We start from the raw sequence: 14,421 nt of genomic DNA on the forward strand, positions 1-14,421 counted from the left end.
CCATAGGATCGCACGTCCCCTGCCGGGTCGGCGCGCGAACCGGCGCCTGGCTATAATCGTCCGCTCGACGCCACGAAGGACAGCCGATGCTGAACACGATCCAGGACCTGATGCGCCCGCCGGCCGGCATGGACTTCGATTTCAGCCAGCCGCCGGGCGAGCCCGCCCTGACTCCGGCCGATGGCGTGTCGTGGCGCGTATTCGCCAATCCCGTGGCCCTGTTCATCGGCGGCGTCGCGGCGGTGCTGCTGGAACTGGCCGAGCCGTCGGTGCGTTCCGGCGTATGGGACCACACCGGCTTTCGCGTCGACCCGGTCACGCGCCTGCGCCGCACCGGCTTCGCGGCGATGATGACCGTCTATGGGCCGCGCACGGCCGCCGAGGCGTTGATCGCGCGCGTGACGCGCATGCATGCGCGCGTGCAGGGGGTCACGCCGGACGGCCTGCCCTACCGCGCCGACGATCCACGCCTGCTCGACTGGGTCCATGCGACTGCCACATTCGGTTTTACATCGAGCTACCATCGCTACGTGCAGCCGCTGTCGGCACACGAACGCGATCGGGTTTTCGCCGAGGGCCGGGCCTCGGCCCGGCTGTACGGGGCCACCCATGCGCCGCGTTCATGGGCCGAGTGGGAGGCGCTGCTGGCGCGCACCGCGCCTACGCTGGAGGCGTCGAACATCCTCGCCGATTTCTTGCGCATCATGGCCAATGCGCCGATCGTGCCCGCGCCCTTGCGATTGCTGCAGCGCCTGCTGGTGCGCGCCGCCGTGCAGATCGTACCCGAGCCGGTGCGCTCCCTGCCGCAACTGCGCGGGCAGGGCTTGCGCGCCGGCGAAGCGGCCGTCGTGCGCGCGCTCGCGCGAGGCGGCGCGCTGCTGCCGCTGGGCGACACGCCGCCGCGGCAGGCCGTGCGCAGGATGGTCACGGCCAGGTAGCGTTTCAATGGCCTGCGCCGGGGCGCTCGACCCCGGCGCCGCCGGATGAATCACTCCGCCGACTTCGGCGCGGCGTTGTCCCCCAGTTCCGAATGGCGCTGCAGGTGCTGCACGATGAACCAGCTTTGCAGCTCGTTGGTGCGCACGATCTCGCTGACGATCAGGTCGTTGGTGCCGTCGTCGCCGGCATCGTCGGCCTCGCGCGCGAGCGGGCGCGCGTCGAGCAGGATGGTTTCGTGGGCGTCGGCCAGGCGGTCGAGCTGGGCGCGTGCCGACTCGCGGCCGCGCGGGGCGCGTGCGATCGACGATTCGCTGGCGATGTCGCCCGGCAGCGCGATGGTGACGCCGCCCAGGTTCTGGATGCGCTCGGCGATCGAGTCCATCAGCGTGACCTGTTCTTCGTAGTGCTTGTCGAACAGCAGGTGCAGTTCGTAGAAGGTCGCGCCGGCGGTCTGCCAGTGGGCCTTCTTGTAGGCGTCGCGCAGGGCCATCGTGTGGGCCAGCAGGTGGTTCAGGGCGCGCACGCTTTTCGAGCGCACGTCGGCGGCCAGGCCGATGCGCACCGGCGCCAGGGCGCCGAATTCCTGGATAACATCATCTTTCTTGTCGGTCATATCAGTCTCGCGAAAAGGGTTAATGGATGGGAGTGCCGCTCGCTGCAAGCCGTGCAGGCGTGCACGAGCAAACACGAACAACTTACACTGCGGCGCGATTTGATGGCGCTCGTATTGATTGACGATGATGCAAGGCAAGCGCGCGCCGTCCTGCTCGACAATTGTCTAAAGTGCATGCTTATTGAGTCGCGATCCCTCGGTTGCAGGGCCTTTCGTCACGGAGCGATGGTATGCACATGCCCAAACGCCAGCGCGGTTTTACGCTGCTGGAACTCACCACGGTGGTCGCGATCGCCGGGACCCTGTCGGCCGTCGCCCTGCCGCGCTACGCCGATACGATCCGCAGCGCGCGCGTCGCCAAGATGGATGTCGCGCGCCATGCCGTGAACGAAGCGGCGCAGGTGTACCACCTCAAGTGGATGCTGGCCGGCTCGCCGGCGGCCGGCAGCGTGCTCGACGAGGTGCAGATGAACGCCAACGGCTATCCGACCAGCGCCGGCATCGTGGTCGCGGCCGGGCTGGCAGAGGGCTACGACACCCGCGTGGCCGGCGTCATCGCGGCCGATGCCCAGCATCCCGAGTGCAGCCTGGCGTACCTGCCCGACACAGGGACCAGCGTGAATCGTTACGGCGACGGCGCTGGCTGCTAGGCGGTGCCGGCTGCCAGGCGGCGCCGGCGTGTCATCGCGCTGACATGTTGGCGCGCTACGATGTTCCGGTCTTCTTCTATCTCTTCACAGGGTAGTTCGATCCGTCGGCCTCACGGTCGTCGGATCTTTTTTTGCCTGTAGGACTTCGCTTAAGTCGGAACAGGAATGCGTCCATTCCCAGCCCCATGTCATACGATTACATTCACAAGCAAAGCCTGAGTACGACATCGGCTCCACTCGACCAAGGACGTCCCATGGAAACGCAACAAGTTGACCGCCGCTCGCAGGCGTCGCCGGCAAGCCCGGCGCTGGATCATGACATCGACAAGGCCGGCATCGTACGGCAAGGCATGCTGATCCAGGCATGCCTCGGCACCATCGGCGCCGTGGAATTCCTCAAGGCGCACGACGTGGGCGCTGCGGTGATCCACAGGGTGCTGACCAGCCAGCAGGTGCGCGCCGACGACCTGTGATCATTTCAATCCGGCGCGATGCCGGTGGATGATCCGCCCTGACACCATGAAGGTGCCGTCGCCTTTGTAGTGCAGGGTTTCCGGGTGCGCCGGCGCAGGCCGGGCACGCGCGGCGACGACTTCCCAGACGAAGAAATTGTAGCGCTCGACCAGGCTGTCGTCGTGCAGCCTGCACTCGAACTGCGCGTGGCATTCGGCGATCGCGGGCGCGCCGACCTGTTCGCAGGCCTCGGGCGTGAGGCCGAAGGCGTCGAACTTGTCGAGGTCGGCGCCGCTGGTCGAGCCGATCCCGAGCACCGCGTCCAGCAGCGTCGTCGTCGGCAGGTTGATGACGCACTCGCCGCTGGCGCGGATCAGCTCGAAACTGTGGTTGCCGGCGGCGATCACGCAGCCGACCAGCGACGGCGTGAATTCCATCACCGTGTGCCAGCCCATCACCATGATGTCGCGCTCGTCGCCGTGACGCGACGACACCAGCACCACCGGTCCGGGTTCCAGGTAGCGCCGCACCCGGTCCAATTCGATTGCGGCCATGCGCGCCATCGCCTGCTCCTTGTCGTGGGTCGTGTTCGGCATTGTCGCCGGACGCGGCCGGCAGCGGCGGACGACTGGCGGCGTTATCACGGCGACGGTCGCGGCCATGCTGTGGCCTCATACCGGTAGCAATCTGGCCTCTTTGCCCTGTTGAGATTTTCTCCTTCCTAAACAATCGCTTACAGCACCGCGTCGGCCAGGCGCAACGGTGACGATGCGGCAGCCGGAGATACCAGTTAAAGACCTGTTGACATTGGGATATTGCCAACCTATAGTGTGTTGAAAGTTGACAGCTCATCAATCACCAGGCGGTTCAATGATCGACTCTCTCATCGGCGGCGACCCCATCGGAACCCACGCAGGGCTGGCATCATGAACGCCCTCGACCAGCTCGCCGGCTTCCGGCCCGATGCCCACAGCGGCACGCCGCTTTACATCCAGGTCGCGAACAAGCTCTCCAGCGGCATCATCAGCGGCGACTGGCGCGCCAACGAGGCGCTGCCGTCCGAGCGCACGCTGTCCGAGATGCTCGACATCTCGCGCGTGACCGCGCGCAAGGCGATCGACATGCTGTGCGAACGCGGCATGTTGACGCGCCGGCGCGGCTCCGGCACCTACATCACGCCCAAGCTCGAGCAGCCGCTCTCGCGCCTGACCAGCTTTTCCGAAGAGCTCAAGCAGCGCGGCTTCACCGCCGGCTCGCGCTGGCTGCAGCGCGAGATCGGCGTGGCGACCCCGCTCGAACTGCTGTCGCTGGGCCTGTCGCCGAGCATGCCGGTGGCGCGCCTGAAACGCCTGCGCACGGCCGACAACGTCGTCATGGCGATCGAAACCAGCACCATCCCGACCGTCTACATGCCCGATCCGCATGGCGTGGCCAATTCGCTGTACGGCTACCTGGAAGAGCGCGGCGCCGTGCCCTCTCGCGCGCTGCAGCACATCCGCGCGGTCAACGCCAGCGCCGAGCAGGCGCGCCTGGCCGGCATCGAACCGGGCGCGGCGATGTTGCACATTACCCGCGTCAGCTACCTGGAGAGCGGCGCCGCGGTCGAGCTGACCCACTCGTACTGCCGCAGCGATTATTACGAGTACGTGGCGGAGGTACGCCGATGAGTGCGCCGATGAGTGAGGCGATGAGCACCGAGCTGAAGCAACTCGCCGGCCGGATGATCATGATCCGCTTCCCTGGCACGACGCTCGACGAGGAAACCGCCACCTTCCTGCGCGCCTACCGGATCGGCGGGGTCTGCCTGTTCCGCCAGAACATGGTCGATGCCGGGCAGCTGGCGCAACTCACCGCCGACCTGCGCGCCGCGATGGGGACGCACGCTCTGATCGGCATCGACCAGGAAGGCGGCGCCGTGGTGCGCGCGACCTGGCTGCCGCAGCCGCCGGCCGCGATGGGGCTGGGCGCAGCCGACGACCCCGGGCTGGCGCGCGAAGTCGGCGTTGCGGTCGCGCGCGGGGTGCGTGCGCTCGGCTTCAACTGGAACTTCGCGCCGGTACTGGACCTGAACAACAATCCGGACAACCCGGTCATCGCCGAGCGCTCGTTCGGCGCCGACCCCGCGCGCGCGGCCGAGCTGGCGCTGGCCTGGATGGCGGGCAGCCTGGCGGAGGGCGTGGCCTGCTGCGTCAAGCACTTCCCCGGCCACGGCGACACCCACGTCGACTCGCACCGCGACCTGCCGCGCGTCGACAAACCGCTGGCGCAGCTGGAAGCGTTCGAGTTCAAGCCCTTCCGCACGGCCGCGCCGCATGCGCCGGCCCTGATGACGGCGCACATCGTCTACCCGGCGCTCGACGCCGACATGCCGGCCACGATGTCGCGCCGCATCCTGCACGGCCTGCTGCGCGAGGAATGGGATTACCAGGGCGTGATCATCACCGACGGCATGGACATGCATGCGATCGCCGGCCGCTACGGCGCCGGACAAGCCGCCGTGCGTGCGCTGCAGGCTGGCGCCGACATGGTAATGGCGCTCGGTACCAGGGCCACGCAGATGGAAACCATCGACGCGATCGCCGCGGCTCTCGCCGACGGCACCCTGCCGCTCGCGGGCGCGCACGCGCGCGTGGCGCGCCTGCACGCGCTGGCGCGGCGCTTTCCGTCCAAGGGCTCGCCCTACCCGCAGGAGGAAGCCGACCGCGCGCTGATGGCGCTGGCCTGGCGGCGCGGCTTGACCGCGTACCGGGACCCGCAGCGCCCGCCGATCGGCAGCCGGGTGCGCCTGGTGGCGCGCGCGGACGTGGTCAGCGACGGCGTCTCGGAAGCCGGCGTGCCGGCGGCGAGCGTGGCCGACCTGCTGCGCCGCCACTTCGACGTCGACCTGGTCACCTTCGACGACGAAGACCGCTTCGACTGGGCGGCCCTGCCCCCGGACGGCCGCCTGACGATCCTGGCATCGACCAGCCGCATGCGCTACGGCGCGCACGCGCGTTCGAACTGGACGCCCGACCTGCACCTGGCGCTGTGGAACCCCTACCAGGCGCTCGATTTCAACACGCCCGCCCTGCTCACCTACGGCTTCGCGCCGCCCGCGCTGGACGCCGTCGGCGCCTGGCTGGCCGGCGAGATCGAGGCCGCAGGCCGCATCCCCGTGCCCGGGTTCGACTGAGGAGTTCATCATCGACATGCACACGCCGACGCTTGCACCCGCGGCCACGCGGCCCGCCACCCGGCGCAGCCCGCTGGCCTGGGTGCCCAGCCTGTATTTCGCCCAGGGCCTGCCGTTCTATGCGGTCGCGATCGTCGCCGGCCAGATGTTCAAGAGCATGGGCGTGGCCAACGACGACATCGCCCACTGGACCGCGGCCATCATGTCGGCCTGGATCTTCAAGCCGCTATGGAGCCCCTTCCTCGAACTGGCTTCGAGCAAGAAGCTGGTGGTGGTGAGCTTCCAGCTGATCGGCGGCGCCTGCCTGGGCCTGGTCGCGGCGGCGCTGCACCTGCCGTTCTGGTTCGGCGCCTGCGTGGCGATGCTGACCCTGGTCGCGATCTGCTCGGCCACGCACGACGTGGCCTGCGACGGCCTGTACATCGCCAGCCTGGACGAAACCGGGCAGGCGCGTTACGCCGGCTGGACCGGCACCTTCTTCAACGCCGGCCGCTTCATCTCGGCCGGCGGCCTGCTGCTGCTGGCCGGCTACCTGGAAAAGACGGTGGGCGCGGTGTCGGCCTGGACCATCGTGTTTTGCATCGTCGCCGCGATGCTGGTCGGCCTGGGCCTGTACAACAGCTGGGCGCTGCCGCTGGCGCCGAACACGCTGGCGCTCGGCCATGATGCCGGCGCCATCGCACGCACGCTGTGGCAAGTCATCGTCGATTATTTCCGGAAGCCCGGCATCTGGGTCTCGATCGTCTTCATCATCCTGTTCCGTGCCTGCGAGGCCCAGGTGCAGACCATCGGCCCGCTGTTCCTGCGCGAGGCGCGCAACCTGGGCGGCCTGGGCCTGTCGACTTCGGAAGTGGGCGCGGTATACGGCACCGTCGGCACGGTCGCCTTCATCGTCGGCAGCATCGCGGGCGGCTACTTCACCGCCAGGCTGGGCCTGAAACGCGCGATGCTGGCGCTGATCCTGGCGGTCAACCTGCCGAATGCCGTGTTCTGGTATCTGTCGATGACCCAGCCGACCGACCTGACGGTCATCGGCGCCGGCCTGTGCATGGAGATGTTCGGCTACGGCTTCGGCTTCGTGGGCCTGATTTTATACATGATGCAGGTGGTCGCGCCGGGCAAGTACCAGACCGCGCACTACGCCTTCTCGACCGGCATCATGCAGCTGGGCTTCTCGCTGTTCAAGTACGTCAGCGGCGACATCCAGCTGGCGCTGGGCTACCGCCACTTCTTCCTGTGGGTGATGCTGGCGGCGATCCCGGTGGCGGTGCTGTCACAGGTCATTCCGATGCAGGCGCGCCGCGCGCTCGACGACGGCGCGGACGCCCCGCGCGCGGACGCGTAAAAAACCGCTAGCGCTCCTGCGACAGGATGGCCTCGAACGCGCCGGCGGCGGCATCGACGCCGCTGCACGAATCGCTGGCGGCGCTCACTGGTTTGCCGCAGGGTTTGTCGCGCCCCAGCGACCAGTAATGCACCCCGGCCAGCTTCAAGGTACGGGCGCCTTCGATCATGGTGCGCGCATCCGCGACCGAAAACACGTTCGAGACCACGTCGTTCATGCCGATCATCGCCGTCAGCGCGATGCGCTCGTACGGGATGCCGTATTTGGCGTGCACGTTGCGCGCCGCCTGCAGGCTCGACGCCCCCATGTCGCACACGCCATCCGTCACCACGCAGGCTTTCGGCGAAGCCGGCCCGTAGTCCATCACCATCAGGTTGAACACGGCATCCCGCACGCCGTGGCGCTCGATGGCGGCGAGGATGCTTTCGCCCAGCGGGTTCAGGCTGTCCCGGCTGCCGTCGCTGGCAGCGTGGGTCGCGACCGTGAAGCTGTAGCGCAGCTTGGGATGGCGTTTCTGCGCGTCCTTGATGGCGGCCATCAGCGCATCGACCTGGGCCGGGGTCTGCTTGTCCTCGATGTCGAAATCGACGCCGACCAGCTGGGGCGAATCGTAGCGCTGCAGGAAGCGCTCCATGCCGGCGCTGCTGGCGCAGATGAACATGTGTTCGGCGCCGCCGGTCGAGACGATGTAGGGCCGCCCGGCTTTCGCGAACGCCGCCACGTTCCTGGCCACCTCCTCGGCGCTGCGGTCGAACCAGACCTCGTCGCCGCATTCACCCGAGGCGAAGGCCCAGGTCAGGGTGCCGTGCGCGAGGATCCGGGCGGCGCCCTGGGTCAGCGGCAGATACTGGTAGGGACCGGCGACGAAGGCCGGGGCGGCGTGGGCCTGCACGGCGGCGCCGAACAATCCGGCATGCAGCAATGCGGCAAGGAAGGTTTTTTTCATTGCGGTCTGACCTTGGTGAGCACACCGTGGCGGTGCGCGGGAAGATGGGCGGCCGGATCGACGCCGGCATCGAACACGTAATGGCCGAACATGGCGGCCCAGGCCTGGCGCTGCGCCGGGGGCATGGCGCGCAGCGCATCCATGGCGATGGCCAGCGCCTGCATCGGCGTGCGCTCGCCGTCCACGGCCTGCACCGCCTTCCACCAGTAGTTGACCAGGATGTTCAGCGGTCCGGTGGACTGCACGTGGTGCCACCACAGCGAGGGGATGTAGATCGCGTCGCCCGGTCCGAGCTCGGCCACCAGCGCGCCTTCCATCGCCCGGGCGAAGCGCGGGAAGCGCGCCAGGTCGGGCGCGTTGAAATCGACCATGCTGATCGGCGTGGGCGTGGGCGCGTAGTCGAGCGGGCCGATGTACAGGTTGCCGACCTGCTCCGGCGCGAACAGCGTGAAACGGCGCCGGCCGGCGACCACGCAGGCGATGTTTTCCGATTCGTCGAAGTGGGCCGGCGTGACGATCGCATTGCCGATCCAGATGCGCGCCGGCGCGTCGACGATGTCGATCGCCGCGAGCCTGTTCTCGCGCCCGAAGCGCGGCAGGCACGCGCCGACGGGCGCGCTCTGCACCGCCACCGACGGCGGGTCGGCGAACTGCGAATAGCGCGCCAGCTGCTCGATCACGTGCGAGACCGGCAGCCGGCGCCGTGCGAAATTGAAGCCGTTCATGTCGGGCGCGTAGAACAGGCGCCCCCTCTCTTGCGGCGGCAGCAGCAGCGCGTCGACCGCCTGGCCGCTGTCGCAGTCCAGCAGGTAGCGGCAGATGGCCTCGGGCGACGCGCGCGCGTGCGCGACCGCCGGCCAGCCGGACACGAAGCCGCGCAGCAGCGCCGGCGCGCCGCAGCTCAGGATCTCGTCGTGCAGCAGCGCGGCGTCGACGTGGTTGTATTCGCGGATGGGTTGGCTCATGGGCGCAAGGACAAGCACAAGGAACGACGCGCCGCCTCCGCCGGCTTGGCGGGGGCGGCGCAACAACGTATCAGGCGGCGCGCGTCAGTACTTGATGCGCACGCCCAGATAATACTGCGCGCCGTTGACGTAGAAGCTCCTCGGCTGGTCCTTGTTGTAGACGTAGTTCTTCAGCACCGGGTTGTTGAGGTTCTGGCCGCTGAAGGTCAGGGTCACGTACTTGGTGATGTTCCAGTTGGCCGAGGCCGACAGCTGGCCGACGGCGTCCTGGTACATCGGCGTGCCGCGGTCCTGCGCCGCCAGGTAGGACGAACGCCAGGCGTAGCCGATGCGCGCGTTGAACACGTCGTTCTCATAAAAGGCGCTGGCATTGGCGGTGACCTTGGACGCGCCCAGCATGTCGCACGGGTCCGAGCTGGTGACGGTGGTGAGCGCCGGGCAGCTGCCGAAATTCTGCTTCGAGTCGGCCAGGGTCAGGTTGGTGTCCGCGCCGAAGCCCATGCCGATCGGCAGCTGCAGGTTGAACTCGGCGCCCTTGACGCTGGCGTCGACGTTGATCGGCGCGGTGATCGCATAGGTCGCGAACACGCCACGTCCGGTCTGCTGCGAAGCGCGGCTGTCGATAAACACGCCGCTGGTCGTGCCGTAGCCGACGTAGTTGCGCAGGTCCATGTAGAACAGGCCGGCCGACGCCAGCGCGCGCGGGGCGAAGTACCACTGCACGGTCGCGTCGATGTTGTTCGAGATGACCGGCTTGAGCCTGGCGTTGCCGCCGTTGCCGGTGTGGTTCTCGTCGGTCAGCGTGACGGTGCCGCCCAGCGCGCCGAAGTCCGGACGGGTCATGGTGCGCGACACGCCCAGGCGCGCCACCACGTCCTTGTTGACGTCGAACTTCAGGTTGGCGCTCGGCAGCGCATACGTGCTGTTGTTCTCGACCGCGGTCTGCTGCACGAAACCGCCCCACGGGAAGGCCGGCAGGTTGCCGCCCGGCGGCTGGTTCGGCAGGATCTGGTAGCCGTTCGAGGTGCCCTCGGTGCGCACGATGCGCACGCCGGCGTTGCCGCTCCACATATCGCCCTCGAAGTCGCCCGACAGGTACAGCGCCTTGGTCTTTTCCGTCAGGTTGAACATGTCCGGATAGTAGGTGCGGCTGACGTCGCGGTTCGAGTGCAGGTCGCCCCAGGCGCTCAGGATGTTGGGGTCGAGCTGCCAGACGTTCTTCGGAAAATCGCCGCCCAGGTCGCTGGCGAAGTCGCCCGGATAGGTGCTGCCGTTCCAGGCCGGGTTGGTGCTGCTCGAGCCCGGATTGGTGTTGGCCCAGTTCGGGCCCTGCGACACTTCCAGGTTGCTGCGATGGTGGTCGGTGCCGCGGAAACCGAACTTGATCTGGCGTAGCGGGCCGGCTTCGAGGCGGTAGGCGGCGTCGATCTGCGCGTACTTCTCTTCGTCGAAGGTCGATGCCGGCGACGCGCCGAACACCCAGTCCAGCGGCGTGCCGGTGAAGTTGGCCGTGTTAATGCTCGGGAAGTGGACCGTGGCCGGGTTGCCCAGGCCGTTGAGCTGGTAGTTCACGCCCGAATTGTTGATGTCGCCCTCGTACACGCCCTGCGCCGGGGTGGCGCCGGTGCCGCGCGTGATGCCGGCCTTGGCGCTGAGATCCAGGTCGTTCGTCACGCGCCAGCGCCCGTCCAGGTCGAGGAACTGGGTCTTGGCGTAGGCGCCCGGGCGATTGATGTTGTCGACGATCCCGTAGCGCAGCGGCGCCGCCGCCGTGCCCGCGTTGGCCCAGGACGCCGCGGTGAGCGTGCCGTTGCGCACCGCGTACGAGTCCGGCGCGACGTCGCCGCCGATCACGCCCGAACCGAGCATGTCGGTCATGTAGTTGCGGTTGTAGTTCGAGGCTTTCAGCAGCGAGCTGAAATAGGTCGCATCGAATGACAAGTCGCGGCTCGGCTTGAACTGCAGGTCGAGCAGGCCGCCCTTGCGCTGGCGTTCCTGCTCGAACAGCGAGGAGCCGATCAGGCGCGGGTACCAGACATTGGCCAGGTCCGGATGGGCGGTGGCGATCTTGCTGGTCGGGGCGATCTGGGCCCACTGGAGCAGCTCCTGGCCGTCGCGGCGCAGGCTGCGCTTTTCCGAAAAGCCCTGGACCATCACGCCGAAGGTGTTGGTCGGATCCTTCCAGTTGGCCAGCACGCTGTATTGCGGATCGTTCTTCTTGGCCAGCGTCGAGCGCACGGCCTGCGCCGAGGCTTCGAACGACAGCGGCTGGCGGAAGTCGAGCGGCTTGCGGGTGATGATGTCGACGGTGCCCGACACACCGCCTTCGATCAGGTCGGCGGTCGGGGTCTTGTGGACCACGACCTGGCCGACGATCTCGGACGGCAGCAGCGAATAGCTGGCGCTGCGGCCGACCGCGCCGCCGACCTGGTCGAGCACGAACCAGTCGCCCGAGGACAGCGCGTGGCCGTTGATGGTGGTCTGGGTCAGGCTGGGCGCGGTGCCGCGAAGGCTGACGCGGTCGTTCTCGTCGAAGCCGCCGGAACCGGCCGCCGACGAGCTGATGTTCACGCCCGGCAGGCGCTGCAGCGAGTCGGCCACGTTCTTGTCCGGCATCTTGCCGACGTCTTCGGCGGTGATCACTTCGACGTTGCTGTCGGCGTTGCGCTTGACCGCCAGCGATTGCTGCAGGGAGGCACGGATACCCGAGACGATGACGGTATTGGTCCGCGTGTCGGCGCTGGCGCTGTCGGGCACCGGGTTCTGGGTCGCATTCTGCGCCGACGCGGCGTTGGCGACGCCCAGGACCAGCAGCGCGACGGCATGGGCCGCCGGCGTCAGCCTGGTATCGGAAAGTGGTTGCTGACGCTTGCCCGCTGCTGCCTTCGGATCTTTCATGTGCTTCCCCTTGGTTGGCTTGTAATGACGTCTTGTGTGTGAGGTGGTGTCTGCCGCGCCGGTCACTCGTCGATAGAACCAGTACTTGTCAATATACAAGGGCTCGATACCAGATTACTACCAATTTCTTGCTTATTTTGTACGCAATCCACCTTGCATAGACCCGCGTGGAACCGTTTCCAGTAGTGGTATGCTCGAATAAGCTCATGTTATGGGCGCATAAGGGGCTGCCACTTCCCGCGGTCCAGTATTGGTATCTAGGCCATGCAGGATGGATAGTTCCAGCGGCTGTGGTAAAAGCGCAAATGGGTGGTATTGATGTTGCGTTTTGAATACGCCGCGCGCGCGCTTCAAAAGCGAAGGGCCGGCCCCGGCAGCGCAGGAACCGGCCCTCCCCCGCCGCGGCGTTTTACAAGCCGAGATCGGTGATGAAGCGGTTGGCGAAGCCCCAGTTGCCGGCCTGGCCATAGCTGTTGCAGGTCGGCAATGCGTAACCCGGGGCGCAGTCGGTGTCGCGGTCGAGCGACCAGTAATGGATGCCGGCCAGGCCGTTGGTCTTGGCCCAGCTGGTGATCTTGTCGGCGTCCGCCAGCGAGAAGATTTCATCGGTCGCGTCGTTCCCGCCGATCATCGGCGTCAGCTCGATGCGGTTGTACGGCACGCCCCAGTAATTGTGCAGGCTGATCGCGGCCTGGATCGCCGATTGACCCATGTCGCATTTGCCGCTGCTGCCCAGCGTGCACACCGAACTGCCGGCGCTGCCGTAATCCATCACCATCAGGTTGATGTAGTAGTTGGTCAGCCCTGCCGCCTTGATCGCGTTCATGGTGTTCACGCCGATCGTGCCCAGGCTCTGCGCCGAATTGCCGCCCAGGGTCGCCAGCGTGAAGGAAAAGCGCAGGCCGGGATGCTTGGGTTGTGCTACTTTCACGCGCTGGATCAGGTTGTTGATCACGTCCTGCGATTGCCCGGCTTCGATGTCGAAGTCGACGCCGCGCAGGTTGGCGCTGTTGTAGCGGCCGATGAAGGTTTCGAAACCGGCGTCCGAGCCGCACGAGAATGAGCCGGCGGCGCCGCCGGTCGACAGGATGTAGGTCTTGCCGGCGTTGACGAAATTCTGCACGTTGGCGCCGGCCAGCGCCGCGCCCTGCACCCCGCCCCAGTTTTCGCTGCCGCACTCGCCGGTCGCGAACGCCCAGGTAACGGTGTTGAGCTTGGACGGCATCACGCTGAGCAAGGGCTGCAGGCTGCCGGTCACCTTGGTCGACAGCACATTGGTATTCCAGTTCAGGTTGACCGTGACGTCCTTGTAGGGACCGAACGAGAAGCCGGTCGGGGCCGGGGTCGGGGTCGGGGTGGGCGTCGGGGTCGGGGTCGGCGTGGGGGTAGTGCCGGTGCCGGTCAGTGCCCAGGGTCCCCATTGGTCGGCGGTGCCGGGCACGTTGCCCTGGCTCCAGTAATTGGCGGTATAGGTGTTGCCGCCGTAGGTGACGCACATGCCGGCGGTATACACCGCGCTCGAGCTCCAGCCCGGACACGAGGCGCTCGACGTGGCGAGCTGGTGCGCCGAACGCGCGCTCACGGGGTCCGGATCGTTGCCGGCGCCGCAGCCGGCCAGGGTACTGGCGATCAAGGCAGTGATAAGACCGCCCATGTTGGGATTTCTCATTATCATCTCTCCTATTTCCGTTGAGTGTTTTCCGCAACTGGCCCCAGGACTAACGCTCATTGATCTTTATCAAAAAGTTTCGTCAAATCAAGGATTTGCGATCGCTCAGCGCGCAGCGATAGCCAGCCGGTACTTACATTCTCATTGGAAAAATAGGCGGTCAAGTGGTTTCAAGAATTGGTTTTCTTTGTAATACCAATGACCGCGGGGATGACATGCATACCTGGACGCGGCGCAAAACAAGAGCCGACGTTGCAATACCAATCCGTCGTTCAGCACGCACTGGTATGGTGGCGCGAGCGACGGGTCCAGCATCGCGTTCAAACGCTTCAATCGACGGTGGTCACGTCGACACGATCCGGATAGAACGCCAGGTGGTTGGCGATCGGGGCCACCGCGTCGTGGGGATGCTCGTAGGTCCACACCGCGTTTTCGCCGCGCGCGCCGGCCGAGGGGATGCTGAAGTAATTACAGTCGCCCTTGTACGGGCAATAGGTGGTGTGCTGGCTGCGGATCAGCAGGTCCATCTGCACGTCCGCGCGCGGGATGTACAGCACGGCCGGGTAAGCAGCTTCCTTGAGCGACAGCGCGTGGCGGGTGTCGGCGACGACGGTCTCGCCGAGGGTCACCATGACGCGCTTGGCGGACGGCATGACGGCGATCGGGTGATCCGGACCCGGCACTTTGACGATTTTGTCCATGCGTGGACTCCTTTCGATGATGAGCGTATCGCGATTGTGCCGCAGCGCCGCAAAACCTGCCGGACGCGCG

At 66.8% G+C, this 14,421-nt stretch carries 13 protein-coding genes; 6 read left to right on the forward strand and 7 right to left on the reverse strand.

Annotation, left to right across the window (positions count from 1 at the left end; translation table 11 throughout):
- Nucleotides 1-86: 86 nt before the first annotated feature.
- A complete protein-coding gene (locus tag FA90_RS09425) occupies nucleotides 87-938 on the forward strand; it encodes an oxygenase MpaB family protein (RefSeq protein ID WP_051971643.1) in 852 nt (283 codons plus the stop codon).
- Between the two features lie 50 nt (nucleotides 939-988).
- On the opposite strand, the gene FA90_RS09430 is transcribed toward FA90_RS09425, so the two are convergent.
- On the reverse strand, nucleotides 989-1,552 hold the full coding sequence (locus FA90_RS09430; protein WP_051971644.1) for a Dps family protein: 564 nt from the start codon (nucleotides 1,550-1,552) through the stop codon (nucleotides 989-991).
- Nucleotides 1,553-1,782: 230 nt separating this feature from the next.
- On the opposite strand from FA90_RS09430, the gene FA90_RS09435 reads away from it, so the two are divergent.
- Nucleotides 1,783-2,202, forward strand: coding sequence for a type II secretion system protein (locus FA90_RS09435; protein WP_036168280.1), 420 nt, complete (start codon nucleotides 1,783-1,785; stop codon nucleotides 2,200-2,202).
- Nucleotides 2,203-2,456: 254 nt separating this feature from the next.
- Complete coding sequence (locus FA90_RS09440; protein ID WP_036168282.1) at nucleotides 2,457-2,675, forward strand: hypothetical protein; 219 nt, start codon at nucleotides 2,457-2,459, stop codon at nucleotides 2,673-2,675.
- On the opposite strand, the gene FA90_RS09445 is transcribed toward FA90_RS09440, so the two are convergent.
- Complete coding sequence (locus FA90_RS09445) at nucleotides 2,676-3,251, reverse strand: flavin reductase family protein (RefSeq protein ID WP_373994600.1); 576 nt, start codon at nucleotides 3,249-3,251, stop codon at nucleotides 2,676-2,678.
- Between the two features lie 330 nt (nucleotides 3,252-3,581).
- Between FA90_RS09445 and FA90_RS09450 the strand changes: the two genes are divergently transcribed.
- The 3 genes from FA90_RS09450 to FA90_RS09460 are packed head-to-tail and all read left to right on the forward strand — an operon-like array spanning nucleotide 3,582 to nucleotide 7,172.
- Nucleotides 3,582-4,322: a GntR family transcriptional regulator gene (locus tag FA90_RS09450; protein ID WP_036168285.1), complete on the forward strand. Its 741-nt coding sequence runs from the start codon at nucleotides 3,582-3,584 to the stop codon at nucleotides 4,320-4,322.
- Nucleotides 4,323-4,342: 20 nt separating this feature from the next.
- A complete protein-coding gene (gene nagZ, locus FA90_RS09455) occupies nucleotides 4,343-5,827 on the forward strand; it encodes a beta-N-acetylhexosaminidase (RefSeq protein WP_239700623.1) in 1,485 nt (494 codons plus the stop codon).
- Nucleotides 5,828-5,843: 16 nt separating this feature from the next.
- Nucleotides 5,844-7,172 (forward strand): MFS transporter, encoded by a 1,329-nt coding sequence (locus FA90_RS09460; RefSeq protein ID WP_051971645.1) that lies wholly within the window; start codon nucleotides 5,844-5,846, stop codon nucleotides 7,170-7,172.
- Between the two features lie 7 nt (nucleotides 7,173-7,179).
- Here FA90_RS09460 and FA90_RS09465 read toward each other — a convergent pair whose 3' ends face one another.
- The 5 genes from FA90_RS09465 to FA90_RS09485 form a co-directional block, all read right to left on the reverse strand.
- Nucleotides 7,180-8,118 (reverse strand): glycosyl hydrolase, encoded by a 939-nt coding sequence (locus FA90_RS09465; RefSeq protein ID WP_156116646.1) that lies wholly within the window; start codon nucleotides 8,116-8,118, stop codon nucleotides 7,180-7,182.
- Nucleotides 8,115-9,083 carry a cupin-like domain-containing protein gene (locus FA90_RS09470; protein WP_036168289.1) on the reverse strand — a complete coding sequence of 323 codons (969 nt, stop codon included), beginning with the start codon at nucleotides 9,081-9,083 and terminating at the stop codon, nucleotides 8,115-8,117. The genes FA90_RS09465 and FA90_RS09470 overlap by 4 nt, the downstream gene beginning before the upstream one ends.
- A gap of 84 nt (nucleotides 9,084-9,167) precedes the next feature.
- Complete coding sequence (locus FA90_RS09475) at nucleotides 9,168-11,981, reverse strand: TonB-dependent receptor (RefSeq protein ID WP_051971647.1); 2,814 nt, start codon at nucleotides 11,979-11,981, stop codon at nucleotides 9,168-9,170.
- A gap of 409 nt (nucleotides 11,982-12,390) precedes the next feature.
- Nucleotides 12,391-13,650 (reverse strand): carbohydrate-binding protein, encoded by a 1,260-nt coding sequence (locus FA90_RS09480; RefSeq protein WP_156116647.1) that lies wholly within the window; start codon nucleotides 13,648-13,650, stop codon nucleotides 12,391-12,393.
- Nucleotides 13,651-13,979: 329 nt separating this feature from the next.
- On the reverse strand, nucleotides 13,980-14,351 hold the full coding sequence (locus FA90_RS09485) for a DUF427 domain-containing protein (RefSeq protein ID WP_036168293.1): 372 nt from the start codon (nucleotides 14,349-14,351) through the stop codon (nucleotides 13,980-13,982).
- Between the last annotated feature and the right edge of the window lie 70 nt (nucleotides 14,352-14,421).

The sequence above is a fragment of the Massilia sp. 9096 genome (genome assembly GCF_000745265.1).
Taxonomy (GTDB): domain Bacteria; phylum Pseudomonadota; class Gammaproteobacteria; order Burkholderiales; family Burkholderiaceae_D; genus Telluria.